The organism is Polaribacter irgensii 23-P, from assembly GCF_000153225.1.
Taxonomy (GTDB): domain Bacteria; phylum Bacteroidota; class Bacteroidia; order Flavobacteriales; family Flavobacteriaceae; genus Polaribacter; species Polaribacter irgensii.
The window spans coordinates 588,366-615,066 of sequence record NZ_CH724148.1 but is presented as its reverse complement, the minus strand read 5'-3'; the positions used below and the strand labels follow the sequence as shown (position 1 = coordinate 615,066).

At 34.9% G+C, this 26,701-nt stretch carries 24 protein-coding genes; 13 read left to right on the top strand and 11 right to left on the bottom strand.

Annotated features, from left to right (window positions below; all coding sequences use genetic code 11):
- The first annotated feature begins 10 nt into the window (after positions 1-10).
- The 4 genes from PI23P_RS02730 to PI23P_RS02720 all read left to right on the top strand — a co-directional run bounded on the left by PI23P_RS02730 (position 11) and on the right by PI23P_RS02720 (position 5,822).
- The gene (locus tag PI23P_RS02730) at positions 11-2,746 is read left to right on the top strand and encodes a 2-oxoglutarate dehydrogenase E1 component (RefSeq protein ID WP_004569195.1); all 2,736 of its coding nucleotides are present in this window, start codon (positions 11-13) and stop codon (positions 2,744-2,746) included.
- Between the two features lie 185 nt (positions 2,747-2,931).
- Positions 2,932-4,161, top strand: coding sequence for a 2-oxoglutarate dehydrogenase complex dihydrolipoyllysine-residue succinyltransferase (gene odhB / locus PI23P_RS02725; protein WP_004569194.1), 1,230 nt, complete (start codon positions 2,932-2,934; stop codon positions 4,159-4,161).
- Positions 4,162-4,371: 210 nt separating this feature from the next.
- Positions 4,372-4,506 carry a hypothetical protein gene (locus PI23P_RS12835; RefSeq protein WP_302846524.1) on the top strand — a complete coding sequence of 45 codons (135 nt, stop codon included), beginning with the start codon at positions 4,372-4,374 and terminating at the stop codon, positions 4,504-4,506.
- Between the two features lie 506 nt (positions 4,507-5,012).
- Entirely contained in the window at positions 5,013-5,822 is an 810-nt protein-coding gene (locus PI23P_RS02720; RefSeq protein ID WP_004569192.1) for an SDR family oxidoreductase, read from the top strand.
- Between the two features lie 333 nt (positions 5,823-6,155).
- Here PI23P_RS02720 and PI23P_RS02715 read toward each other — a convergent pair whose 3' ends face one another.
- Positions 6,156-6,614, bottom strand: a complete 459-nt coding sequence (locus tag PI23P_RS02715; RefSeq protein WP_004569191.1) for a helix-turn-helix domain-containing protein — start codon at positions 6,612-6,614, stop codon at positions 6,156-6,158.
- Between the two features lie 210 nt (positions 6,615-6,824).
- Here PI23P_RS02715 and PI23P_RS02710 point away from each other — a divergent pair, with 210 nt between their 5' ends.
- A complete protein-coding gene (locus tag PI23P_RS02710; RefSeq protein WP_202899941.1) occupies positions 6,825-9,230 on the top strand; it encodes a helix-turn-helix domain-containing protein in 2,406 nt (801 codons plus the stop codon).
- 141 nt (positions 9,231-9,371) lie between these two features.
- Here the strand turns inward: PI23P_RS02710 and recJ are convergent, their stop codons facing one another.
- Positions 9,372-11,057, bottom strand: coding sequence for a single-stranded-DNA-specific exonuclease RecJ (gene recJ, locus PI23P_RS02705; RefSeq protein WP_004569189.1), 1,686 nt, complete (start codon positions 11,055-11,057; stop codon positions 9,372-9,374).
- An 18-nt stretch (positions 11,058-11,075) separates the two neighbouring features.
- On the bottom strand, positions 11,076-11,501 hold the full coding sequence (locus tag PI23P_RS02700) for an OsmC family protein (protein WP_004569188.1): 426 nt from the start codon (positions 11,499-11,501) through the stop codon (positions 11,076-11,078).
- Positions 11,502-11,583: 82 nt separating this feature from the next.
- Between PI23P_RS02700 and PI23P_RS02695 the strand changes: the two genes are divergently transcribed.
- Positions 11,584-12,186 carry a carboxymuconolactone decarboxylase family protein gene (locus tag PI23P_RS02695; protein WP_004569187.1) on the top strand — a complete coding sequence of 201 codons (603 nt, stop codon included), beginning with the start codon at positions 11,584-11,586 and terminating at the stop codon, positions 12,184-12,186.
- Between the two features lie 27 nt (positions 12,187-12,213).
- Here PI23P_RS02695 and PI23P_RS02690 read toward each other — a convergent pair whose 3' ends face one another.
- Together PI23P_RS02690 and PI23P_RS02685 are read right to left on the bottom strand one after the other, a co-directional pair.
- Positions 12,214-13,980 carry a M28 family peptidase gene (locus tag PI23P_RS02690; RefSeq protein WP_004569186.1) on the bottom strand — a complete coding sequence of 589 codons (1,767 nt, stop codon included), beginning with the start codon at positions 13,978-13,980 and terminating at the stop codon, positions 12,214-12,216.
- 80 nt (positions 13,981-14,060) lie between these two features.
- Complete coding sequence (locus PI23P_RS02685; RefSeq protein ID WP_004569185.1) at positions 14,061-14,402, bottom strand: HopJ type III effector protein; 342 nt, start codon at positions 14,400-14,402, stop codon at positions 14,061-14,063.
- Positions 14,403-14,510: 108 nt separating this feature from the next.
- Between PI23P_RS02685 and PI23P_RS02680 the strand changes: the two genes are divergently transcribed.
- Positions 14,511-14,915 carry a hypothetical protein gene (locus tag PI23P_RS02680; protein ID WP_004569184.1) on the top strand — a complete coding sequence of 135 codons (405 nt, stop codon included), beginning with the start codon at positions 14,511-14,513 and terminating at the stop codon, positions 14,913-14,915.
- Positions 14,915-15,109, top strand: coding sequence for a helix-turn-helix transcriptional regulator (locus tag PI23P_RS02675; RefSeq protein WP_004569183.1), 195 nt, complete (start codon positions 14,915-14,917; stop codon positions 15,107-15,109). The genes PI23P_RS02680 and PI23P_RS02675 overlap by 1 nt, the downstream gene beginning before the upstream one ends.
- Positions 15,110-15,264: 155 nt before the next feature.
- On the opposite strand, the gene rsmI is transcribed toward PI23P_RS02675, so the two are convergent.
- The 3 genes from rsmI to PI23P_RS02660 form a co-directional block, all read right to left on the bottom strand.
- Positions 15,265-15,936: a 16S rRNA (cytidine(1402)-2'-O)-methyltransferase gene (rsmI, locus tag PI23P_RS02670; RefSeq protein WP_004569182.1), complete on the bottom strand. Its 672-nt coding sequence runs from the start codon at positions 15,934-15,936 to the stop codon at positions 15,265-15,267.
- Between the two features lie 167 nt (positions 15,937-16,103).
- Complete coding sequence (locus PI23P_RS02665; RefSeq protein WP_004569181.1) at positions 16,104-16,394, bottom strand: GIY-YIG nuclease family protein; 291 nt, start codon at positions 16,392-16,394, stop codon at positions 16,104-16,106.
- A 976-nt stretch (positions 16,395-17,370) separates the two neighbouring features.
- Positions 17,371-17,730 (bottom strand): cupin domain-containing protein, encoded by a 360-nt coding sequence (locus tag PI23P_RS02660; protein WP_004569180.1) that lies wholly within the window; start codon positions 17,728-17,730, stop codon positions 17,371-17,373.
- Positions 17,731-17,934: 204 nt separating this feature from the next.
- Between PI23P_RS02660 and aspS the strand changes: the two genes are divergently transcribed.
- The 3 genes from aspS (at position 17,935) to PI23P_RS02645 (ending at position 22,372) form a co-directional block, all read left to right on the top strand.
- Entirely contained in the window at positions 17,935-19,689 is a 1,755-nt protein-coding gene (aspS, locus tag PI23P_RS02655) for an aspartate--tRNA ligase (protein ID WP_004569179.1), read from the top strand.
- 263 nt (positions 19,690-19,952) lie between these two features.
- Positions 19,953-21,737, top strand: a complete 1,785-nt coding sequence (locus PI23P_RS02650; RefSeq protein WP_026288460.1) for a chloride channel protein — start codon at positions 19,953-19,955, stop codon at positions 21,735-21,737.
- Between the two features lie 14 nt (positions 21,738-21,751).
- A complete protein-coding gene (locus PI23P_RS02645; RefSeq protein ID WP_004569177.1) occupies positions 21,752-22,372 on the top strand; it encodes a hypothetical protein in 621 nt (206 codons plus the stop codon).
- An 89-nt stretch (positions 22,373-22,461) separates the two neighbouring features.
- Here the strand turns inward: PI23P_RS02645 and PI23P_RS02640 are convergent, their stop codons facing one another.
- Both PI23P_RS02640 and glpQ read right to left on the bottom strand, forming a co-directional pair.
- Positions 22,462-22,995 carry a hypothetical protein gene (locus PI23P_RS02640; RefSeq protein WP_238299967.1) on the bottom strand — a complete coding sequence of 178 codons (534 nt, stop codon included), beginning with the start codon at positions 22,993-22,995 and terminating at the stop codon, positions 22,462-22,464.
- Between the two features lies 1 nt (position 22,996).
- Positions 22,997-24,004, bottom strand: coding sequence for a glycerophosphodiester phosphodiesterase (glpQ, locus tag PI23P_RS02635; RefSeq protein WP_004569175.1), 1,008 nt, complete (start codon positions 24,002-24,004; stop codon positions 22,997-22,999).
- An 82-nt stretch (positions 24,005-24,086) separates the two neighbouring features.
- On the opposite strand from glpQ, the gene PI23P_RS02630 reads away from it, so the two are divergent.
- Positions 24,087-24,305: a hypothetical protein gene (locus PI23P_RS02630; protein WP_238299966.1), complete on the top strand. Its 219-nt coding sequence runs from the start codon at positions 24,087-24,089 to the stop codon at positions 24,303-24,305.
- A gap of 280 nt (positions 24,306-24,585) precedes the next feature.
- The gene (hflX, locus tag PI23P_RS02625) at positions 24,586-25,794 is read left to right on the top strand and encodes a GTPase HflX (RefSeq protein ID WP_004569173.1); all 1,209 of its coding nucleotides are present in this window, start codon (positions 24,586-24,588) and stop codon (positions 25,792-25,794) included.
- 36 nt (positions 25,795-25,830) lie between these two features.
- Here hflX and PI23P_RS02620 read toward each other — a convergent pair whose 3' ends face one another.
- Positions 25,831-26,694 carry a DUF3078 domain-containing protein gene (locus PI23P_RS02620; RefSeq protein ID WP_004569172.1) on the bottom strand — a complete coding sequence of 288 codons (864 nt, stop codon included), beginning with the start codon at positions 26,692-26,694 and terminating at the stop codon, positions 25,831-25,833.
- Positions 26,695-26,701: the final 7 nt, after the last annotated feature.

Sequence of the window (26,701 nt, the reverse complement as noted above, 5' to 3'; positions counted from 1 at the left end):
AAACTATTATATGGATAAATTTTCGTTCTTAAACGGAGCACATACAGGTTTTATAGCAGATTTATACGATCAATACTTAAGCAACCCAGATGGAGTTGAGCCAAGTTGGAGGAGTTTCTTTCAGGGCTATGATCTCGCAAATGAAGATTATACTTTAACAGAAGACACAGTTTCTACAGAAATTCCTCAAGAAGTAAAAAAAGAATTTCTAGTAGTCGATCTGATAAATGGGTACAGAACACGTGGCCATTTATTCACAGAGACAAACCCTGTTAGAGAAAGAAGGCAATACCAACCGACATTAGAAATTTCGAATTTTGGATTAACAGATGAAGATTTGAATAAAGAATTTTCGGCAGGAGATGTTATTGGATTAGGAAAGGTAAAGCTCTCTGTGATTATAAATCACTTAAAAAGTATTTATTGCGACTCTATTGGAGTCGAGTATATGTACATGCGAAATCCAGAGAAATTAAAGTGGTGGCAAAGTCGATTGAATGAAAATGACAACCATCCAAATTACTCTACAGATGCAAAAAAATACATCCTTTCTAAATTAAATCAGGCAGTAACGTTTGAGAGCTTTTTGCAAACAAAATATGTTGGTCAGAAACGTTTTTCATTGGAGGGTGGAGAAGCTTTAATTCCTGGGATTAGTGTTCTTTTAAGAGAAGCAGCAGAAACGTATGGAGTGGAAGAGTGTGTATTGGCAATGGCTCATAGAGGACGTTTGAATGCTTTGGTTAATATTTTCAAAAAACCTGTGCGAGATTTATTTAGCGAGTTTGAAGGCAAGGACTTTGAAGACGAAAATATTGATGGAGATGTGAAATACCACCTCGGTTTAACGCTAAGTAAGACGTTCCGAAATGGGAAAAAAATTAAGATGAACTTGGTTCCTAATCCGTCTCACTTAGAAACGGTGGCAGCAGTTGCAGGAGGAATTACAAGAGCAAAAATAGATCGAAAATACAAAGGCGATTCCAGTAAGATTCTATCTATAATAATCCATGGAGACGCCGCTATTGCAGGTCAAGGAATTGCCTATGAAATCGTTCAGATGGCAAAACTCAATGGTTATAAAACTGGGGGGACGATTCATATTGTTGTAAACAATCAGATTGGTTTTACCACAAACTATTTAGATGCCCGATCAAGTACGTACTGTACAGATGTTGGTAAAGTAACACTGTCGCCTGTATTGCATGTGAACGCAGATGATACAGAAGCCGTTTGTCATGCCATGCAAATGGCCTTGGCATTTCGTATGAAGTTCGAATCAGATATTTTTATAGATCTATTAGGATATCGAAAATATGGCCATAATGAAGGAGATGAGCCTCGTTTTACGCAGCCTAAACTATACAAAGCAATTGCAAAGCATCAGAACGTAAAAGATATTTATGCGGAAAGATTGCTAAAAGAGGGAAGTATTGATGAAAATTATTTAACAGAAATTACTTCTGAATTCAAAAATATGTTGGAAAAAGAATTCGACTTGTCTAAAGAGGATAAAACTTCGAAGGTAAAAGAATTCATGCCATCTACTTGGGAGGCTTTTGATAGAGAGCATTTGCCGAGCATGCTAGAGCCTGTGGACACCACGTATAAAGTAGCACAAATAAAACATATTGCTAAAATACTTTCTACAGTTCCTGAAGGGCTTAAGTTTTTAAGAAAAGTAGAACGCATATTACAGGGAAGGGCTAAAATGGTGTTTGAAACCAATAAATTAGATTGGGGAATGGCTGAGAATTTAGCGTATGGAACTTTAATGGAAGAAGGGTTTGATATTCGTATTTCTGGACAGGATGTTGAGCGGGGAACTTTCTCTCACAGGCATGCTGTGTTGCGCGATGAAGTTACAGAAGAAAGAATTAATTTGTTAAATACAAATCCCAGCAGTAAAGGGGAGATGTATGTGTATAATTCTTTGTTGTCAGAATATGGCGTGTTGGGTTTTGATTATGGATATGCGATGGCAAATCCGAATACGCTTACCATATGGGAAGCACAATTTGGAGATTTTTCAAACGGAGCTCAGATTATGTTTGATCAATATATTTCTGCTGCAGAGGATAAATGGAAGTTGCAAAATGGAATTGTGATTTTGTTACCACATGGTTATGAAGGTCAGGGTTCTGAGCATTCATCGGCAAGAATAGAACGGTATTTGCAATTGTGCGCCATAGACAATATGACACTCGCGAATTGTACAACTCCGGCGAATTTGTATCATTTGCTGCGTAGACAGATGAAACGAGATTATAGAAAACCTTTAATAATATTTACACCAAAAAGCTTATTACGCCATACAAAAGTAATGAGTTCTGTAGAAGATTTAGCTACTGGTGAATTTCAAGAAGTAATCGATGATACACTAGCACCTGAAAAGATAAAGAAACTTGTTTTTTGTATGGGTAAATTCTATTATGACCTCTTAGAAGAAAGGGAGATTTTAGAGAGAGAAGATGTTGCATTGGTGCGAATAGAGCAATTATTTCCACTACATTTAGACAAAATTCAGAAGGTAATAGATCGATACCCTAATGTAGAAAATTATGTTTGGGCACAGGAAGAGCCAAGAAATATGGGAGCTTGGAGTTTTATGTTAGAGCGTTTTGATTTGGTGAAACTAAAGGTGTGTTCGCGTAAATATTATGCAGTGCCAGCAGCAGGATCAAGTACACGTTTCAAAAAGCGTCACAAAGCAGTTATTGATAGCGTCTTTAATGATAATGAGTAAGCGCGTTAAGGATTGAAATGACATCCTTTTTTGCTATTAGTTTGAGTAGATTTGTGAAGAATGAACAAATTTGTATCGAGAACAAAGTAAAAAAGATACCGTGGAAAGCCTGTTAAAACGCACAAAAAATAAAGAGTAAAGTAATTCAATGCTGTATTAATTCAGTATTAGCAAAATAAGAAACCATGAGTGTTTTAGAAATGAAAGTTCCTTCTCCGGGAGAATCAATTACAGAAGTAGAAATTGCAGCCTGGTTAGTTGAAGACGGAGATTACGTTGAAAAAGATCAACCAATTGCAGAAGTAGATTCTGATAAGGCAACTTTAGAGTTGCCTGCAGAAGAAAGTGGGATTATCACTTTAAAAGCCGAAGAAGGCGATGCTGTGCAAGTAGGATCCGTAGTGTGTTTAATTGACACAAGTGCTGCAAAACCGTCAGGTGATGCACCCGCAAAAGCCGAAGAAACAAAAGTAGAAAAGAAAGTGGAAGCTCCTAAAGTTGCACCTACTGCTCCTGCTGCACCCGCAGCAACCTATGCAACAGGAACGGCTTCACCCGCTGCTAAAAAAGTTTTAGCAGAAAAAGGAATGGAAACCACAGCGGTAAAAGGCACAGGAAAAGATGGACGAATTACCAAAGAGGATGCAGTGAAAGCAGTGCCTTCTATGGGAACACAGCCTGCAAATGGAACTCGTGGAACAGAGCGCAAGAAAATGTCGATGTTGCGTAGAAAAGTAGCAGAGCGTTTGGTTGCTGTAAAGAATGAAACAGCCATGTTAACTACCTTTAATGAGGTAAATATGCAGCCTATATTCGATTTGCGAACAGAATATAAAGAAGCTTTTAAAGCAAGACATGGAGTGGGATTAGGATTTATGTCTTTCTTTACTCTCGCAGTGGTTAGAGCTTTAAAAATGTATCCTGATGTGAATTCTATGATTGACGGAGACTTTCAAATAAGGCAAGATTTTCAAGATATTTCGATTGCTGTTTCTGGACCAAAAGGATTGATGGTTCCTGTAGTTAGAAATGCCGAAAACCTTTCTTTTAGAGGCGTAGAGTCTGAAGTGAAGCGTTTGGCAATTAGAGCGAGAGACGGGCAAATCACAATTGATGAAATGACAGGGGGAACCTTTACAATTACCAATGGAGGTGTTTTCGGATCGATGTTGTCTACACCTATTATAAATCCTCCTCAAAGTGGAATTTTGGGAATGCACAATATTGTAAATCGGCCAATGGCAGTGAATGGTGGTGTTGTAATCCAACCAATCATGTATGTTGCACTTTCTTATGATCACAGAATAGTAGATGGTAGAGAGTCTGTTGGCTTTTTAGTTGCAGTGAAAGAAGCCTTAGAAAATCCTTTGGAATTCTTGATGGACAACAATCCTACAAAAGCATTAGAAATGTAGTTTCCTAGAGCAATAGTGAAATATTAGCGTTAAGAAATAATACTTTTTAGATAATGAAATCCCGAGCTTTGTGCTTGGGATTTTTTTGTTTTGATTGTAAGGTTTGTTTCTGAGATTTCAAAAAAAGAATTTCGCTGATACGCATCAGACGATATCGCTATTAAATGAGCACTCAGAAGAATGGGTGCACTGTAAATTAGGAGGCATACAATGAGCAAACAATTTATAAATAGACAACAGGTTGTTTCTAACGATCTTGAGATTAGCTATGAAGAATGGGACTACTATTCATCAATGTTACAAGTAAAAGTATTTAAGAAAAATGCAATGCTTTGCTCTAAATAAACCACTTGTAAGAAGGTGCTTTTTATACGAAATAACGAAGAGAAAAAAACTTTTCACTTGTCGCAGAGAAAACTGTTGCCATAAATTCTCAGCGTTTTTAAAAGGAATTCCTTCAATGATTCAATTCAGTCTATAAAGCATACTGAGGTTTTAGTGCTGCCATTTAAAATGGTACAAAATGGCGATACTAAGTTGAGGTTTGGTGAAAAGTTAGGCAGCGGCATTGCAGAAGATTATTTTTGTATATTCAAGGTCAGAATTCAAGCGATGTATCCGCAAACTCCACGAGTGCAATATCATAATTTAACTGCTAGTTTTCGGCGTGTTTTCCAGCGAGTTTGAAAACTTTTAATTGCCTTTTATTTAAACATCAGTGCAGCCCTTTTTAGTCGTAAAAAAAATAGTATTCAAATAGAGCTTATCAAAGTGATAAAAAATGTTATCGTTAAAAAGCTTTAAAGGCATTAATTTTATATTCATGGTAATTACAATTAAAATTTTGCAGCATGCAACAAATGAAAGGTAAAACAGTTTTAATTACAGGCGGCGCATCTGGGATTGGTAAAATTATGGCCCGCTTGCTATTAGAACGAGGAGCGAAAGTGTTACTTTGGGATATCAATAAATTAAAGATTGATGAAACTATTTTAGAATTATCTAGCAAAGGGATGATTGTTGGTTTTGTCGTGGATGTTTCTGAGATCAATCAAATTCAAGAAACTGCTAAAAAAGTAAAACAAGAAATTGGTGTAGTTGATGTGCTTGTTAACAACGCAGGTATTGTTGCGGGGAAATATTTCCATGAACATACCACATTAGATATCTCAAAAACAATGGCTATTAATGCCAATGCTCCAATGCAGGTCACCAAAGAATTTTTGAGTGATATGCTCGATCAAAACTTTGGTCATATTTGCAATATTGCTTCTTCTGGAGGTTTAATTTCAAACCCTAAAATGACGGTGTACGCTGCAAGTAAATGGTCGGTAATTGGTTGGTCTGACAGTTTGCGTTTGGAAATGAAATTGCTAAAAAAGAACATTCATGTTACCACCATAATGCCGTATTACATTAATACAGGAATGTTTGATGGCGTGAAATCGAAAATACCGATTCTTGAACCTGAAACTGCTGCACTCATAATTATTAAAGCGATGGAGCAAAAGAAAAGAATGGTAACGATTCCGGGATATATATATAGACTTACAAGAATAGGACAAGGTTTTATGTCTGTTAATGTGTTTGACTGGTTTGCAGGCAAGGTTTTAGGTATTTACAAAACAATGGAGCATTTTACAGGGCGTAAGAATAATTAAGACCAGTAAATATTTGATACTACAGAAGCCGTAATTATTTATAAAATTCCGAATTACAGTGCTTTTTTTCAGCATAAATAATAAAGGATATTCGCTCTAGAGAGACGAAACTTCAAAATTTAAATATTCTTTAGCCCAATGCAAAAATAAATTTTGTAATAAAAAACACATACCAATGATGAGTCGTTTTTTTTTGTGGAATAAAATTTACAGAAGCAAATAAATAGAAGCAATTATTGTGATAGGGTCGAATAAATGTAAAGTTTGATCAAAGTTTGATTGCAGTTTAAATCAGAATTTTGTTTCTAGGGATCTAAACATGCAGACCTTTTGTCATTTTTTCTTAAATTTCTTTTGTATTAACCTTTGTTTCCATTCGTTCCCAAAAAAGTCAAAAACATTAAGAGAGTAGATTCCTACAATTACAACCCAAGAAAGGAGCAGCCAGAAAAAGACTCCCCAATTAGAGGGGTCATTAATTGCAAGAATAATTGGAGCGATTAAACTTAAAATTGCAATGGCAAGAAGTTTATAAAATCCTTTAATATTTTGAATGTATGCTTCTTCCTTTCTAATCTGCGTTATTTCATTTTTTTTATCAGAATCAATAATATTGATTTCAAAAACAGCCGCTAAAGATTTCAGAGATTCAAAACCCGCATTTTCTCCAGTTTCAATCCTTTGAATAGTCCTGATACTCAATCCACTCATTTCCGCTAACTGTTCTTGTGACCAATGGCGCTGTAATCTCATTTTTTTAAGATCTCTTAAATTAATTTTTGTAGGCTTCATACACTTAGCATATTATAGATTGGACAAAGATAGGGATTCACTTTTATTTAGGGATGTAGTTAACAGGTCACAGATGTGACATGTATATGACAGTCGTCGGACATCTATAGACATGCCATAAACAAATAGATCGTTTATAATTTTGCTCATTTTTAGCGCTATTTTTTATGAAGTTATTTCTGATTGTTTACCTTGCAGCAAAAAGTTAAAATGGCGATTAATCCTGAGTTAGAGCTTGCTTTACAATTTATAGAAAAAACGGATAGAAATCTTTTTATCACGGGCAAAGCGGGTACAGGTAAAACTACTTTTTTACACAAAATTAAAAGTGAATCTTTAAAAAGAATGGTCATAGTTGCGCCCACAGGTGTTGCAGCAATTAATGCGAAAGGGGTAACGATCCATTCGTTTTTTCAAATGCCTTTTGGACCTATATTACCAAATCAGATTGCAAATACAAACCAACAACGGAAGTTCTCAAAGACAAAAATCGATATTATTAAGTCGCTAGATTTAGTAATTATTGATGAAATTAGTATGGTGCGTGCAGATTTATTAGATGCAATAGATCAAGTAATGCGCCGTTATAAAAACCGAGATAAGGTATTTGGTGGCGCACAAATTTTAATGATTGGAGATTTACAGCAATTGGCGCCTGTGGTGAAACCAAACGAATGGAGTTTGTTACAACAGCACTATGATACCGTGTATTTTTTCAGCGCGAAAGCGTATGAGGAAGCAAATGTTGTTTCCATCGAATTGAAACATATTTACCGTCAGAAAAATGAGGTTTTTATTAAGATTTTGAATGAAATTAGGACAAATACCTTATCCGATACTTCTGCCAAAATTTTAAATAAGAACTACAATCCTTCTTTTTCTCCAGCAAAAGAAGAGGGTTATATTACTTTAACCACGCACAACAATAGGGCGAACTTAATCAACAACTCTGAGCTTAATAAACTTAAAATTAGACCTGTTTTTTTTAATGCAGTTATTTCAGGAAAGTTTAGTGAGAACGCATTTCCAAATGCAGAAAGATTAGAATTGAAAGTAGGAGCGCAAGTCATGTTTATAAAAAATGATTCGTCCGCAGAAAAAAGATATTACAATGGTAAAATAGGAATTATTACAGCAATTTCGAAGGAGTCTGTCTCCGTTCAATGTGGCGATGAAGTGGATGAAATTGTTACAGAAAAAGAAACCTGGTCGAATATTAATTATGCTATTAACGAGGAAACAAAGGCAATAAAAGAAGAAATGATTGGCGCCTTTACACAAATCCCACTAAGGTTGGCTTGGGCAATAACCATTCATAAAAGCCAGGGTTTAACTTTTGAAAGAGCCATTATAGATGCCGAAGCTTCTTTCGCGCACGGGCAAACTTATGTGGCTCTAAGTAGGTGTACTTCTTTAGAAGGTTTGGTTTTAAAAACACCCATTACAAGCAGTGCCATAATTAATGACAGTACGGTGAGCCTTTTTAATGAAGGTGTGGAAGAAAATCATCCTGATGAGCGCATTTTAAATGAATCGGAAAAGGATTTTCAATTGAACTTAATTTCTGAGTTGTTTGATTTTCAGCCATTTTTATATCCCACAATAAGATTAATTGATATTTTTTACAAGAATCAAACAAGTATTAAGGGAGCCGTTATTGAGCATTTACAAACGCTCAAAGACGAAGGAGTTGTAACCCTTATGAAGGTGGCAAATGGATTTAAAAATCAATTGTTACAGATTTCTGAGGATGCGATTTTGCCGGAAAACAGCTCTCAGATTCAAGAGCGGTTTACAAAGGCCATTGCTTATTTTCTAAATATTACAAAGAACAATATTCAAAAACCCTTGGCGGCTATTTCTTTTTCTACTGACAATAAAGCAGTGCAAAAAGATTTTTCAAAACAGTTTGAATCCCTGCAAGAAAAGTTAGAAGAAAAGCTATTTACCTTGCACAAAATGACAAATTGTTTCAAAGTACAAGCGTATCTTCAGGTAAGAGCAAAGGCTGTTTTACAGAAAATGGAACCTGTTAAAAAGAAACAATTACCTTCTAAGCGTGATCCAATTTTAGCATTAAAACTACGTGAACTAAGAGATGGTATTTCAAAGTCTTTGGAAATTCCGCATTTTCAGATTTTTACCCAGGAAACACTCTACGCCCTATGTGATGAGTTGCCAAGGTCAGAAGCGTCCTTGTTGAATATCGTAGGATTGGGAAAAACGCGGGTTACTAAATACGGCGAGGAGATTTTAGAAGCGATTGAAGCGTATTGTTCAGAAAACGGAATCAACAAGTTCAATGAGCAAAAGAAAGAAGATAAAAAACCGACCAAACAAGTTTCTTTTGAGTTGTTCAAGTCGGGCCTTGCAATAAAGGACATTGCGAAAGAGCGCAGTTTAACCATTGGCACTATTGAGAATCATTTGGCAAATTATATTTCTTCTGGAGACATTGATATCTTGGAGTTGATCGAATTAAAAAGGTACAAGAAAATTCGAGACGAAATAGAGACTGCAGGTGCAGTAAAAGGTTTGACAGCACTGAAGGAGAAAGTAAATGGAAGTATTACGTACATGGAGTTGAAAATGGTTTTAATGTCTATGGAAGCCTAACCTTTTCGTTATTTTGAAATCATACTTTTTGTACTTTAGGAATCCTTAATAATGGCTTAAGATGCGAAGGCGTTCCTGTTTTCTTCATTGGGATTGATATTGGGAATAAAATTCATATTCAAACTAAAAGAAGCGTGTTGCCTATTTCAAATCTTTCAAAAGCAATTGTACAGATTTCACACCATTCCATTCATTTTCATCCAAACTGTATGCGATGTCAAAGTCGTTTTTCACAAGGGGCATTTTAGCACCTAAATTAAAACCGATAGCATTGTACGTTTTTTGGTTGTCACCTTGAAAAACGGTTAGTTTTAGATGTGTTTTATCGGCTCCAACCTGTTTGCCATAACCGTTATCTCGAACGCAAGTTGAGGTGAAAGTAGGTTTCATGTTTAGGGGGCCAAAAGGTCCCATTTGCTGAATAATTCTAAAAAATTTAGGGGTAATTTCAGATAAATCTATAGTTGTGTCTATCGATATTTCTGGAGTTAATAGCTTCTTGTCAATGGTGCTTTCAACAACTTCTTCAAACTTATTTTTAAAATTTTGATAGTTTTCGGGCAATAATGTCAAACCGGCAGCATATTTATGACCTCCAAATTGTTCTATAAACTCACTGCATGCTTCCAGTGCATTATACACGTCAAATCCTTTTACAGAGCGTGCAGAGGCAGCTAATTTATCACCACTTTTTGTAAATACTAAGGTAGGTCTGTAGTATTTTTCTATCAATCGGGAAGCAACAATACCAATTACCCCTTTGTGCCAATCTTCTTGAAATACAACGGTAGCATATTGATTTTCTTCTTTCTGATCAATAATTTGAATGAGTGCTTGGTTGGTGATTTTTTTATCCAACTCTTTTCTATCGGCATTAAAAATTTCAATTGCAGCAGCGAATTTAACAGCCGCATCAAACTCTATTTCTGTCAAAAGTTCAACAGCATAATTCCCGTGTTTCATTCGGCCTGCTGCATTAATTCTTGGTGCAATGATAAAAACAACATCGGTAATAGTGAGGACTTTTTTGCTGGTTTGCGCAATGATGGCTTTAATTCCATTTCTTGGATTTTGATTGATTACCTGCAAACCAAAATAGGTAAAAACCCGGTTTTCTCCAGTCATTTGTACGATATCTGCGGCAATAGCAATAGCTACCAAATCTAAATAAGGAACAAAATCTATAATGCGCTGACCTCGAGAAGTGCCCAATGCTTGTATGAGTTTAAAGCCAACACCACAGCCACACAATTCATCAAATGGGTAATTGCAGTCGTTTCTTTTTGGATTTAAAACGGCAACTGCTTTCGGAATTTCTACCCCGGGTTTGTGATGATCACAAATAATAAAATCGATGTTTTTTGCAGTTGCATAGGCTACTTTATCAAGTGCTTTAATACCGCAATCCAGGGCAATAATTAAAGAGAAATCATTGTCTTGTGCAAAATCAATTCCCATATAAGAGATACCATAGCCTTCTGCATACCTGTCTGGAATGTAGGTGGCAATATTTGGAGTAATGGTTTTTAAATACGATGAAACTAAAGCTACAGAGGAGGTGCCATCCACATCATAATCGCCATAAATTAAAATATTTTCGTTGTTTGCGATGGCCGTTTCAATTCTGGCAACAGCAAGCTCCATGTCTTTCATTAAAAAAGGATCATGAATCTCTTCTAAACTTGGACGAAAATATTTTTTAGCAGCTTCATAAGTTTCAATATTTCGTTGACACAATACATGCGCAATCGCAATATCAACTTTCAAATCTGCGGCTAGTTTTGCAGCTTTTTCTTTATTAGGTGTTGGTTTTAGCGTCCATCTCATAGCATTTTGAACCTTTATTTAGACTGCATGCAAAAATATCTCAATTTCTACAGTTGCAAACTGTCGAAACATTTCCATTACGCCACAATATTTGGTTACGGACAAATTTACTGCTTTTTGTATTTTTTCTGGCTGTAATTCGCTGTCTGTAAAATGATAATCCACTTTTACATGCTTGTAAAATTTAGGATCTTCATCAGTCAGTTCTCCGGTTACTTCAATTTTAAAATCAGCAACTTCTGCACGCATTTTTGTTAATAAGGAGACTACATCTAAACCAGAACAACCAGCCAACGACGATAGCATTAATGCCTTTGGTGCGAAACCAACAACGGTTCCGTTGTCTTGGGATTTATCAAACATTGTAAATGCATGTCCACTTGGGTTGTCACTTTCAAATTGAGATTTTTCTTTCCAAACGGTGGTAATTATATTCGTACTCATAATTTTTATTTTTAAGAAATGAAGTATTAAATTGAGTTGTTTTACAAATGTAATCACAATAATAATTTTAAAGATATAAAATATGCCATTAGTAACACCTTTATCTGCAAAACATGACTTAGAAACACAAAAGTTAGCAGTGTTTTTTAATGAAACGCTTGGGTTTTGTCCAAATTCTGTGTTAACAATGCAGCGCAGACCTGCCATTTCTAAAGCTTTTATTAATTTAAATAAGGCGGTAATGGCCAATGAAGGACGGGTAACATCTGCCTTAAAAAGAATGATTGCTTGGGTTTCAAGCAATGCAACAGGTTGTAGATATTGCCAAGCGCATGCTATTAGAGCCGCAGAGCATTATGCCGCAGAAAAAGAGCAGTTAGATAATATTTGGGAATATAAAATACACCCGGCATTTTCAGATGCAGAAAGAGCTGCCTTGGATTTTTCTTTAGCAGCTTCTGTCGTTCCAAATGCTGTGGATGCGAGTACGAAAGAGGCGCTTTACACATATTGGAATGAAGGCGAAATTGTTAAAATGTTAGGCGTAATCTCTCTTTTTGGATACTTGAATAGATGGAACGATTCTATGGGGACGACATTAGAAGAAGATGCAATTGATAGTGGAAATAAGTTTTTAGGGAAGCGTGGTTTTGAAGTTGGAAAACACGATGGTTCTAAATACTAAAGCGAAGTATACAAACAAAAATAGCATTTAGAATTCTAAATTTATTTTAGCAACCAAAGCCGTTTTCTTTCGCTTTTTTTGAAGTTGGTTGGTAATTATTGCAGCAATTGAATCCATCAGTTCGTGAGCGCTTGTAATTTCTTTTTCGATGGATTGTTTATTAGAAACCAGGTCTAAAGTAGTCGAAAAAGATTTTTTATACCAGTCTTTCCAAGCAGTAATAATCGCAACTTGTGTGGATAAGGAGTCTCCTCTATGGAGCGCAATTTCACTCTGTTTCAATTCCTCATTTAACCGATGTACAGCAGTTTTTTCTAAATTCGCTATCATTGTTTTTGCAGTGTTTTCATCTGCATTTAACAAAGTGTACGCAGCAATTAATGAAGTGATACCCACATTTTTTAAGGTCGTTTTAGATACCTTGTCAATTCTATCATTATCGGTGTGGTAAAACTGATCTGTAAAATGCCAAAATAAAACACTTGGAATGTTGTTTTGTAGAAAGGGTACGTGATCGCTTCCACCTTCAAACGGATTTGTACTCACAAGCCAATTAGCTCTTTTGCCTTGCGCTTTAAATTTGTCAATTAAAAAGTCATTCAAATAATGAGGTTTCATCTGCTCTAAACGCATTTTAGAACCTCCCCACTCGCTGTGTTTATCATTTCCTCGCGTCCAAATTGCACTCGGATCTGGCATTTTTTCGATTAGGAAAACGCCCCCTGTTTTCGCTGTGTTTTCACCAACCATATCTAGAGAAATTCCCCATTTAATATTTTTTGCTCTAATGGAATCCTCTTTTACATATCTTCTTGTTGATATAATTTCGTCTCCCCATAAAAAGGTCAAGGTTCTTTTTGGTTGAAATTCTTTTTTATGAATGAATTTTGCAGTTAATGAAGCCATCTCTAAAGCAACACCAACACCAGTTGCATTGTCATTTGCTCCAGGTTCTTGAATGTGTGCGCTAAAGACCAAACGTTCTTTCGGAATCTCATTTCCTTTAATATCTGCGATAATCGTAAGTTCTTCAGAGGGATAAATATTTGTTTCTATGTTTACATTTAAAATTACTTTTCCCTCTTCTAAGGATTTTTTTAGGCGCTCTTTTGCAGCAAAAGAGAGTGCAATTGCCCAAGGTTTATTTATGGTGTCTAAAGGAATGGAACGAAATTGAATAGAAGTCGTATTTTTTTCTGGTTGCAAATAATCAGGATTGTTATAGGTAATTAGTCCGGCTGCTTTTCCTTCAATAATTGCCGTTTTAAAAATACGATACGGACTGGTTTCTGCAAAAACTATTTTTCCTTTTACATCTAATGTAGATAATTTCTTGATGTCTTCTATATGAATTACTTCAGCTGTAATTCCTTGTTTTGGGGTGCTGTAAGAATTCAACGCAATCATGTTTCTGTTGGTGGAGTGCTGCAATAAGGGTGTTTTTTCATTATTTATGGTAAGCGTAGCATCAACAGACTCCCAAGTAGGGTTTTTAAGCGGACGCTTTTCTATTCTATAGGTGAGCATAGCATTTACATTTGCATTTTCTTCGAGTATAAAGCCTGCTTTTTCTAAGTCATTCGCGATTTTATAGATGGTTTTATTAAAACCCGTATTTCCAGCAACACGCCAATATTTCTCAACAAAAGAAGTGGTTTCAAAAGCCAGGTCTCCTGTAAATTGTTGATTGATTATCTCCGAATAGTTAGCTACAGAAAGGACGATGGTCTTTTCTTTTTTACAGTGGATTAAAAGAGAAGCAAAAAGTAGGAATGGAATTATTTTTTTGAGCATGGTTGCGGTACTTTATTTTTTGAATTGTTATGGAGAATAACAAAAAGCTTAAAAAGTGTTCTTTTGAAAAACTAAGATAATTATTTTAATGAAATAGTTGCACTATCAAAAGACAAACCTTCAAAACCTGTTTTCATAAAGTTTCTAATATTTTGATGTGAAGAACCATTGCTGTCTTTTAAGACACCGTGGTAATGGGCACCAAAACAGAAGAGTGTTGCTCCTTTTGTAAATTTTTGATGCTTTGCAAACGCAAAAATCTTACAAGATCCCGTATTTTCTCCAACGTTATTTCTGAGTTCTCCATTGGTGAAGCTTGTTGGTAAAAAATTGTAGTTATCCTCAATTACTTCCATAGTCTCTGCAAATGTAATTGTGGTTGGACTTTCTTTTAGTTTTGTTTTGAATTGTTGGATGGTCATTTAAATGGTTTCTTAACATTAATATTACAAAAGTAAATAATAAAAAAAGACGTTTTTTATTTTCATTATGTAAAGTTTTATTTACATTTGTATAAAAATAATAGCATTATGAAAATTAAGATGTTACCAAATTGGTATAAAAAGTTAGGCTTTTTACTATTTATTACATGTTCTTTCATTTCAGGGTATTCTCATTTTATGGAAGGACTAACAGGACAAACATTTAATTCTGGAAACTATGACGATTGGATTGGGAAGGAATTAAGCCATGTTTTTGACATTTTATCAATTTTAGGGTTAATTATTTACATGTTTTCTAAAGAAAAAATAGAAGATGATTACATTAATAAATTACGGCTTGAATCTTTCCAATTAACTTCATTTATCGGCTTAGCAATAACTATAATTGCCTACGCAATATCAGAGGAGATAAGACTAACATTAGACTATTTTATTATCTTATTTCTTTGGATTTACTTAGTAACTTTTGCATTTAAAAAAAGGATATATTAATGAAAAATTTAATAAGAGTAGAGCGTGCAAGACATCGTTTGACACAAGGAGATTTGGCTGAAAAAGTGGGTGTTTCTCGCCAAACCATATATGCTATTGAAAACAATAAATTTAATCCTTCAGTAACTTTGGCAATTAAAATGGCTCGATATTTTGAGGTAACAGTAGAATATTTGTTTGATAGTGAAGAATAATTTTAGTTGTTATAACTAAAATGTGTATAATTTTCGACAAGCCTGGATAGACATCCGTTAGCTAAATTGAATGTTGTTATTAGAATATTAACTACTATATATCTAAAATATTTGACTGAGTTTTGCGAAGTCTGTTTTAATTTCTAATTTTTTGATTACTTTTTCCCTCCAACAATAATAACGATCTCTCCTTTGGGGGGTTTGTTCGTATAATGCGCTAAAACTTCTGTTGCCGTTCCTCTAATCGTTTCTTCAAACATTTTTGTGAGTTCTCTAGAAACAGAAACCTGTCGGTCTGTTCCAAAGTATTCCACAAAATGGCTTAAAGTTTTTATCAACTTATGTGGTGATTCATAAAAAATCATAGTTCGATTTTCTTCGGCTAATGACAGAAAACGGGTTTGCCTTCCTTTTTTTACGGGTAAAAATCCTTCAAAAATAAACTTCTCATTTGGCAAACCTGAATTTACCAAAGCAGGCACAAAGGCGGTGGCTCCTGGCAAACAATCTACTTCAATATTATTTTCTACACAGGCTCTTGTCAGTAAAAAACCGGGGTCAGAAATTGCAGGGGTTCCAGCGTCAGAAATCAAAGCACAGGTTTCTCCACTTTTTATTCTATTCAAAACTCCGTGAATCGACTTGTGTTCGTTGTGCATGTGGTGGCTGTGCATTTGCGTAGAAATCTCATAATGTTTTAAGAGTTTTCCGCTGGTCCGGGTATCTTCTGCTAGAATAAAATCGACTTCTTTTAGAATACGAATAGCTCTAAAAGTCATGTCTTCTAAATTCCCAATAGGTGTGGGAACTAAATATAGTTTGCTCATTTTTAATCTTGGATTTTTTAATGTTCTCGATATAATTTTTTTTCATTCTTCAGAAAAATCACCCGAACTGACAGTGCTTTCTTACTGTTGCTTTTAATTACTCACGTAATGTCACTTCGAGTAATTCCGTTTTTGGCGGAATTGTAACGAGAAGCTTTTTAAATTAATCACTTAAATTTCTTCTTTGCTAAATTAGGAAGTTTTTCATATTCACCATTAATTAAAGCTTCCTTTTTAGCTTTCGACCATTTTTTTATTTGCTTCTCTGTATCAATGGCAAATCCTGCTTCAGTAAATTCTGCATAAAAAACCAATTCTAAAGGTCTCCTTTTATAGGTGTAACTTTCTATATGTTTCCCTCGTTGGTGTTCAAATAATCGTTTTTCAAGATTAGAAGTAAAACCTGTATAATACGTTTTATCAGAACATTTCAGAATGTAAACATAGTAGATTTTCATATCTTTAATTGTGGTGTTCTCGATACAAATTTTTCGTACCTCAAAATTCACTCGAACTGACAGCACGTTTCACTGTTGCATTTAATTGCGCACGCAATGTCACTTCGAGTGGTTCCGCTTTTGGGCGGAATTGTATCGAGAAGTTGTTCTTAATCTTATACTATTATTACTGTTTAAAAATGTTCTCGATACAAATTTTTCGTACCTCAAAATTCACTCGAACTGACAGCACGTTTCACTGTTGCATTTAATTGCGCACGCAATGTCACTTCGAGTGGTTCCGCTTTTGGGCGGAATTGTATCGAGAAGTTGTTCTTAATCTTATACTATTATTACTGTTTAAAAATGTTCTCGATACAAACTTTTTGTACCTCAAAATTCACTCGAACTGACAGCACGTTTCACTGTTGCATTTAATTGCGCACGCAATGTCACTTCGAGTGGTTCCGCTTTTGGGCGGAATTGTATCGAGAAGTTGTTCTTAATCTTATACTATTATTACTGTTTAAAAATGTTCTCGATACAAATTTTTCGTACCTCAAAATTCACTCGAACTGACAGCACGTTTCACTGTTGCATTTAATTGCGCACGCAATGTCACTTCGAGTGGTTCCGCTTTTGGGCGGAATTGTATCGAGAAGTTGTTCTTAATCTTATACTATTATTACTGTTTAAAAATGTTCTCGATACAAACTTTTTGTACCTCAAAATTCACTCGAACTGACAGCACGTTTCACTGTTGCATTTAATTGCTCACGCAATGTCACTTCGAGTGGTTTCGCTTTTGGGCGGAATTGTATCGAGAAGTTGTTCTTAATCCTATACTATTATTACTGTTTAAAAATGTTCTCGAAACAAATTTTTCGTACCTCAAAATTCACTCGAATTAACAGCATGTTTTACTGTTGAATTTAATTGCTCAAGCAATGACACTTAGAATGGTTCCGCTTTTGGGTGGAATTGTATCGAGAAGTTCTTAGATGCTTTCGTAGGTTTCTACCGTAATATTTGCAATGATATTTCCGGTATGTTTGATGCTTAAAGGCTCAAATAATAAAATATGCACTTCTTCTTTTGCAATTGGTTTGTGTTCTACACCTTTTGGAACAATGTAAAACTCACTTTCATTTAGCGTAATTTTTTTATCTCTAAACTCAATATCTAAAGAACCTTTTATAACCATAAAGAGTTCATCTTCTTTGTCATGCTTATGAAAAAGGAATTCTCCTTTTAGTTTTGCGAGTAAGACTTGTTGTCCGTTTAATTCGCCTATTTTCTTTGGAGACCAATGGGCTGAAAATAATTTGAATTTTTCTTGAATATTAATTACGCTCATGCCACAAATTTACAAATAATTAGACATGTTTTGTGTTCGTGATTGTAGTACTTCGGCGGACCTTAGCGTGAGCACACGTGTATCCTGTTTTTTGATCAAAAAAAGAGGTGTGGGTAGCGGGGTATTTCTCTTTAGAAATGAATGCCCAAAAAAGGTTTTTTCTAATGAAATTGATTAATTTTGCAATTCATTAAAAGAAATAAAATGTACAGAAGTCATTCTTGCGGGGATTTAAGAACATCGCATATCAATACAGAAGTTACCTTGGCGGGGTGGGTTCAAAAATCACGTGATAAAGGATTTATGGTTTGGGTAGATTTGCGAGATCGATATGGAATTACACAGTTGATTTTTGATACCGCTCGAACACCGATAGAAATGATGGAAAAAGCAAAATCTTTGGGTAGAGAGTTTGTGATACAAGTAACAGGGACTGTTATCGAGAGAGAGTCAAAAAATTCTAAGATGGCTACCGGAGATGTTGAGCTTTTAGTTTCTAAACTAGAAATTTTAAATGCATCGATTACACCGCCTTTTACGATTGAAGATAAAACCGATGGTGGTGAAGATATTAGGATGAAGTACAGGTACTTAGATATCAGAAGAAATCCTGTAAAAGAAAGTTTGATTTTTCGTCATAAAGTTGCAATGGAAGTTCGTAAGTATTTGTCTGACCAAGAATTTATAGAAGTGGAAACACCCTATCTAATAAAGTCTACTCCAGAGGGAGCAAGAGATTTTGTAGTACCTTCTAGAATGAATGAAGGCCAGTTTTACGCTTTACCACAATCACCACAGACCTTCAAGCAACTTTTAATGGTGGGTGGTATGGACAAGTATTTTCAGATTGTAAAATGCTTTCGAGATGAAGATTTACGTGCAGACAGACAACCAGAATTTACACAGATTGACTGTGAGATGGCGTTTGTAGAGCAGGAAGATATTTTAAAAGTTTTTGAAGGATTGACGCGTCATTTGTTAAAAGAAGTAAACAACGTGGAGGTGGCAGAATTTCCAAGAATGTTATATGACGATGCCATGCGATTGTATGGAAATGACAAGCCAGACATTCGTTTTGGAATGGAGTTTGGCGAGTTAAATACAGTGACACAGCACAAAGAGTTTAGCGTATTTAATACTGCGGAATTAGTAGTTGGTATCGCTGTTCCAGGGGGAAATTCGTATACAAGAAAAGAGATTGACAAACTAATTGAGTGGGTAAAGCGTCCACAAGTAGGTGCTTTAGGAATGATTTATTGTCGTGTAAATGAAGATGGGTCTTTTAAATCTTCAGTAGATAAATTCTACGATCAGGAAGATTTTGCGAAATGGGCTGAAATTACCGGTGCAAAATCAGGGGATTTAATTTGTATGTTGTCTGGAGATATCCGCAAAGTAAGAGCACAGTTGTCTGCTTTAAGAATGGAACTGGCAGTGCGCTTAGGATTGCGTGATTCGAAAGTATTTGCACCTTTATGGGTAGTAGATTTTCCATTGTTGGAGCTAGACGAAGAAACAGGACACTACCACGCAATGCACCATCCATTTACATCTCCAAAACCAGGGCAAATGGAATTGTTAGATACAGATCCAGGAGCGGTAAAAGCGAATGCCTATGATTTAGTGTTAAACGGAAATGAAATTGGTGGTGGATCGATAAGAATTCACGACAAGCAAATGCAGGCGACCATGCTGCGCCATTTAGGATTTTCTGATGCAGATGCAAAAGCTCAATTTGGCTTCTTAATGGATGCCTTTGAATACGGCGCACCACCACACGGTGGACTGGCTTTTGGTTTGGATAGGTTGGTCGCTATTTTAGGGGGGCAAGAAACCATTAGAGATTTTATTGCTTTTCCTAAAAATAATTCTGGACGTGATGTGATGATTGATGCTCCTGCATTTATAGCTGACACACAATTAAAAGAATTAAGTTTGAAGTTAGATCTTCAAAAATAAAATTACTGGAATTTTCCTCTTTAGTCAGGAATGCCAGAGTATTTTATGCACAAGAACTCAGGCTTCAATAGTTTAGAAGCTTGTAGTTTTTTAATTAGATTTTTACCTACTTTTAGGTTGCGAAAATCTTAACAGTGCTTAAAAGATGACAAAGTAAATATTCTTGTCATTTTGAAATGTAGCTTTTAAGACAATTGATACCTCTAGATGTTAAAAAAACGAGAGCGATTTCTCGAACCTTGGAAATGCCAAAACAATCTGAAATGCCAACATCAAAAAATATATATAGGAAAATATTAATTTGGAGATATAAATATATTTCACAAAGAAAATTTATATATATCTTGAGTGTTTTAGTCGGCTTTTTATCTGGGGTTGCTGCGCTTATTTTAAAAAATTTAACCCATTTTTTCCAACATCTTTTAGAGGGCAATTTGGTGCGTTATTATCACAACGCTTTTTATTTTGTGTTCCCAATTATTGGGCTTGCGATCGTTTATTTTATTGTAAAATTTATTTTAAAAGAAAAAGTAGATCACGGTATTCCCTCTACGCTTTTTGCAATTTCTAAACGCAAAGGAATCATCACACGTAAAAAAATATTTGCTTCCATATTAACCGCTCCGTTAACGGTAGGTTTTGGAGGTTCGGTGGGTTTAGAAGGACCTACTGTTGCAACAGGGGCTGCAATAAGCTCGAATATTGCGCGGTTATTTCATTTAAATCAAACAACCAGAAGTTTATTAATTGGCTGTGCAGCAGCAGGCGCTTTGTCGTCCATATTTAAAGCACCGATTGCTGCAATAATTTTTGCGATAGAAGTATTTAGTTTAGACTTAACCCTTGCTTCTTTGCTACCATTGCTTTTAGCATCGTTATCTGCAATTATTACGTCTCATTTTTTCTTTGGTTCTGATGTGCTACTTCCCTTTAAATCGGAAGCTATTTTTTCAATAAAAGACGTTCCATTTTATATTATTTTAGGAGTCGTAACGGGTTTAACTTCTATTTACTTTACCGAAGTTTACGATAGAATTCAGAAGTTTTTCGATACAATCGATTCGCCAATAAAGCGTTTGCTAATTGGTGGAATTGGTCTGGGGGTTTTGGTATATTTCATTCCACCATTGTATGGTGAGGGTTTTGAGGTTATTAATAATTTAATTGCTGGAAATCCTGAAGAGGCTTTGAAAAATAATTTTATGCATCTAGACGTAACAAATGTCTGGGTTGTCATTTTCTTATTAATAGGCCTGGTCTTTTTTAAAATTATCGCCAGTGCATTAACTTTTGGAGCAGGTGGTGTGGGTGGTATTTTTGCACCAACATTATTTATGGGAAGCATTTTGGGGAATTGCGTTGCAAAAATAATTAATATTACAGGTTTCTCATCGGTTTCTGAAAGTAACTTTACCCTGGTAGGGATGGCTGGTTTAATGGCCGGTGTTTTACACGCTCCCTTAACTGCAATATTTTTAATCGCAGAGGTTACGGGTGGTTATGAACTTTTTATTCCTTTAATGCTTACATCCGTAATTTCGTATTCTATTGCAAAGTACGTGCATCCATACTCCGTGTATGCAATGGAGTTAGGCAGAAAAGGAGAGTTAATTACGCACGACAAAGATCATGCTGTTTTAACGTTAATGGATATGAATAAAGTAATTGAATGTAATTTTATTGCCATTAACCCGCATATGAATTTGGGAGAAATGATTAAAAAAGCAGTGGTAAAATCGAATCGAAATATTTTTCCTGTTGTAGACGAAGAAACGAGTAAATTATTAGGTATTATTTTGTTAGATGATATTCGACCTATCATGTTTGATCAAACTTTGTATGAAACTGTTTTTGCCAGGGAAGTGATGCAAAAGCCACCAGAAATTATTGAAGTTGGTGCGGATCGGATGACTGATATTATGAAAAAATTTCAGAAAAGTGGTGCATGGAATTTACCCGTTATTGAAAATAAAAAATATATTGGCTTTATCTCTAAATCTAAATTGTTAACAGCGTACAGAAATAAGTTAATCGAGGTTACTAGCTAAAAAAATAAAGGGCGATGAGAAAAAACAGTTATTCCCAGGCGATGGCCAAGAAATCGGATACGGCGTTAACGCTTATTTTGAAGGAAAAACAGAAGTACAATGAGGAGGCGATTCAGGCGGTAGTTTGGGAGTTAGAAGAGAGGGGTATCATTGAAAAAGATTCCATTGTACTGGATTTTGTGCCATTAGAAATTGAAGGTTTAGCGCAACCATCGAAAGATGCAAACGTTGAGCAAGGAAGCGCTAATGAGCAAATAAGTAGGCCCCTCTTGTATTCAAAAAGAGCGATACTCGGTTTCACGATTTTTTTTAGCACACTATTTGGGGTGTTACTTTTGATGCGAAATCTAAAAAAATTAGAGCAATCAAAAGCGCGATTTGAAGTGTTGGTTTTTGGAATTTTGTATACGCTTCTTACGATGGTGCTCGCAAATTATCTTCCCACGACGCTTTTTTTAACATTCCTTTTTAATGGTATTGGATATGCAGTGTTAGTTGAATATTTCTGGAATAAGAATATTGGAAAAAATTTAGAGTATGAAAAAGAGGAAATTAAGAAACCATTAATTATTTCGTTAATTATTGTAGGTGTTATTGTACTTCTCCAATTTTTACCAGGTTTATTAAGTGCGTAATATTTTCTCTCTTTAGAACCGTTTAAGCATCCTATAAATTTATTGTTATAGAGCGAAACCTGTCTCTATTTTAGACAAATTATGACATCTTAAGAGTTCCAGTCTTCCTCTAAAGGAATCAGCTTTTTTTGAGATTTTATCATTGATTTTCTATTTATTTCTCCAGTCTTTAAGCAGGTGATAAGTAAAAATATAATTTTTAATTCATTAGAGTTCGAAAGTAAAAGGTTGCTTGTGTTTTCTTCTTTTGAGGTTTCAAAAGCATCATTTATTTCTGCTATTTTGATACCATTCTTAAAAAATGATTTCTTTTGACCGTAATGAATTTTCACTTCATAGCGGTTATTGATGGTTTTAAGCGCGAACAAAGAGTTTTCGATATTGCTTCCAACGAGCGCTAATATTTCCTTATCTGTGTTTGTAATATTGTAGACAGTTCTCCATTTCCAAAATTTAAATTTTTTGATGATGGTATAAACAACGTGGTTTTCTATATTGTATATCTCTGAGGTTGTTTTTCCAAAATCTAAAAACCAACTTGAAGAGTATTTTAATATATTTTTAAAGTCGTAAATTTTAAGGTTGTTATTAGAGTGGTCAATTTGGTATGTTATTTTTTCCATATTATTTTTTAGCATTTAAAAAGGCAACCATTAAATCAGGAAAGTCTGTAAATCCACCATCTGTATTTGCATCGATTAAAAGGGTCTGCATCATTTCTTTAAAAGAAGAGAATTCACCTAAGTCATCTGCTCTAAAAGTGTAGGGATGGACTTTTAAACCAAGTTTGTGTGCTTCAGAAACGAGCGATGTGAATTTGAATGTACCGGCTACTTTCGTATTTAAAATTTGTTTGTAATAGGGACCAATACCGTCAGCATACGAAGCGAAATCGTTTAGTTTTTTGGATGCTTCATCGGATTCCATTAATTGGATTAAAAATAACTCTGATTTCAACTCTTTTCTTATCCGTTTCAATGTTTTTGCATCAAAGCACTGCAGAATACAGTTGTCTTTTTTTGTTTTATATCCATAATTAGAAAGTACGTTGAGAACAATTACAGCAATGTCTTTTCCTTCGTTTTTGTGAAATTCTGGTGCTTTTATTTCAGGATAAATGCCCGTGTTTTTTCCTGTTTTGGTATTTAAGTATTGAATGAATTCAATTTCTTGTTGCAGAGAATGGAGTTTAAAATTCCCTGTTGTACTAGGAAAACGGTTTTTATAAATTGCCAGTCCTGTCGTAGGATCGAAGCGCTCGTAAACTTTCAGCGTTTGTAGTTCTGCAAACGTAAAGTCTATTGCATAGTATCGAAGGTCTTTTCTTTTTCTTTCTTTGAATTTTACAGCCACATCGGTAACAGCTTCTAAGTGGATGTCGTGAATAACAATAGGAACATTGTCTTTGCTTAAGACAACATCTTGCTCTATAAAATCGGCATTCATATTATAAGCCATTGCTTTGGATTCCATGGTATGTTCAGGTAAATAACCAGAAGCACCTCTGTGGGCAATTACAATTTTGTTATTTCGCGTTGACGTTTTTTTTTCAGTATTGCAGGAGGAGAATAAAACATGCAATAAGATGAATAAAACGGCTGTTATTCTGAATATTTTCTTTAAATAAGACAAATCTTTTGAAGTTAGGTTGTTTTTAAAAAAATTAAAGATAGAACTTTTGTAATTTTACAAGATGAAATTAATAATAAAAATAATGTTTATTGTGTTTATAGTATGGATGCTTGCTGGAGCCTATCTTATCCATACAGCACACGAAAAGGCAGAGGTTGTTATGGGATTAGGCGTCTTGTATATGTCTTTAGTATTCATGCCTTGTTTTATTTACTATCGCTATAGAGATGGTAAGTATAAAAAATACATTCTGAATGATCAGAAATTAAAAGAGGCTTTTAGTCAACAGGGAAAGAAGTAATTTTTTTTGCTACAGCTCTATAATTAATGGTGCTAATATTGCAATGAAGTACCTTTTGTTTAAGGCTTTTCTAAAAAACAAAGGCTTTTTATTTATTAACGATTAATAGCACATTTCTTAACATATTACAGCAGTTAGCAATGCAATGAAGAGCTAAATTTGTAGTGCTTGGAAAGTTGTAGACTTTTTGATTAAATTTTGAATTAATTAAATTAACGGTAGCATTTGTTACCGTTTTTTTATGTTTTAAAGAGAAGAATAGTTCGTACTTTTGTAGTCTATGATAGACCCAAAAGAAGCAATATCAGAAAAGGCTGTTTTAATTGGCGTAATTACGCAACAACAAGACGAAACACAATCTGATGAATATTTAGACGAGTTAGAATTTTTAACTTCTACAGCAGGTGGCGTTGCTGTAAAGCGTTTCGTACAAAAGATGGAGAAGCCGAATCCTAAAACTTTTTTAGGAGTTGGTAAATTGGACGAAGTAAGAGGCTATATAGAGTCTAATGGTATTGGAACTGCAATTTTCGACGACGAGTTATCACCAGCGCAAATAAGAAATATAGAAAAAGTTTTAGATTGTAAGATTTTAGATAGAACGAATCTTATCTTAGATATCTTCGCGCAAAGAGCGCAATCTAGTTCTGCGAGAACTCAGGTAGAGTTAGCACAGTGTCAATATTTATTACCGCGTTTAACCAGACTTTGGACACACCTTGACAAGCAAAAAGGAGGAATTGGAATGCGGGGTCCTGGAGAGACAGAAATTGAAACAGACAGGCGTATTATTCGCGATAAGATAGATGTACTGAAAAAGAAATTATTGACAATAGACAAGCAAATGGCTGTTCAGCGAAAAAATCGTGGAAAAATGGTGCGTATTGCTTTGGTGGGATATACCAATGTTGGTAAATCTACATTGATGAATGTTATCAGTAAGAGTGATGTTTTTGCAGAAAATAAATTATTCGCAACTTTAGACACAACAGTGAGGAAGGTGGTGATAAAAAACATTCCTTTTTTGATGACAGATACGGTTGGGTTTATTAGAAAATTACCAACGCAGTTGGTAGAATCATTTAAGTCGACGCTAGACGAAGTTCGAGAAGCAGACTTGTTGTTGCATGTTATTGATATTTCACATCCAAACTTTGAAGACCATATTGCTTCGGTAAACAGTGTTTTACAGGACATTAAATGTGCAGACAAACCAACGTTAATGGTCTTTAATAAAATTGATGCATTTGTGCATGAAACGATCAAAGAAGATGATCTTGTAACTGAAAAAACAAAAGAACACTATACCTTACAAGACTGGAAAAAAACATGGATGAATGACAAAGAACAAACCTCTATATTTATTTCTGCGTTAAATAAAGAGAATTTAGAAGACTTTAAAGAGGTTGTTTATGAAGCTGTGAAAACAATACACATTCAGCGCTTTCCTTACAATGATTTTTTGTACAATGAATATGAAGGGGAATAAAATATTTTATAGTCAGTTGCCTTAAGACGCGCTTCTTTAGTAGATTGTTTTCTCATGAAAACTGTAGTTGACACCTAAGCCAAATAGCTGTCTAAATTGAATTCTACTAGAAGCATTGTCGTCTATGATCGTGTGAAAAGTCATATGCATATTAATGTTTTTATTCACTTTAAAACGAATATTCGTTTGATAATCTAAATCTACATTTCTAACGTTTTCTAGATAATCGGAATACAAGGTAATAATGTTTTCCATTTCAATATTTTCCATCAGTTGAAATTTATAGTAGCTAGAAAGATTAAAACCCAAACTAAACGCTACGTTCTCTCCTTCTTCTACTCCAAACCGGCCAGAGAATGAATCACTTACAAACGTATATCTAGCAGTTGCTGGTGCAACATTAATGCTTAAATCATCTGATTTTTTCCATAACATACCTGGTCCAAAAGTTAAATAAGAGGGAGAGAAAAACCCTGAAACTACCGCTTTTGGTTCCTTGCTATAATCGAATCCATCTGTGTACTGTGTTCGGAAGTTACCAATAAATGATAAAAACCAATAGCTACTAGTTTTAATACCGAGTAGCGAGTTTACTTCCAATCGGTCATTCGTTTTTCTATAACCATGGTCTCCCAAATGACTTAAACCGTATCCCGAAATAACTCGGCTATCCCAGTTTATGTCATCTTTTTTATAGTTGAAATCGTAGTTTATATTGATATTTCCTGCAACGGTATTTTCACCTCCAGAAGCCCAATTTGAAAAGGAAGATTGGTTAAAAATAAATGCAAGTCTACCGTGAATTTTCCATTTTGGTTTCGGCACGGTATCTTGCTTTTTCTTTTGTGAATAGGTGGTGAAAGCGAGCAGTATTAAAAAGCCAAGTGCTATTTTTCGCATTGTAATT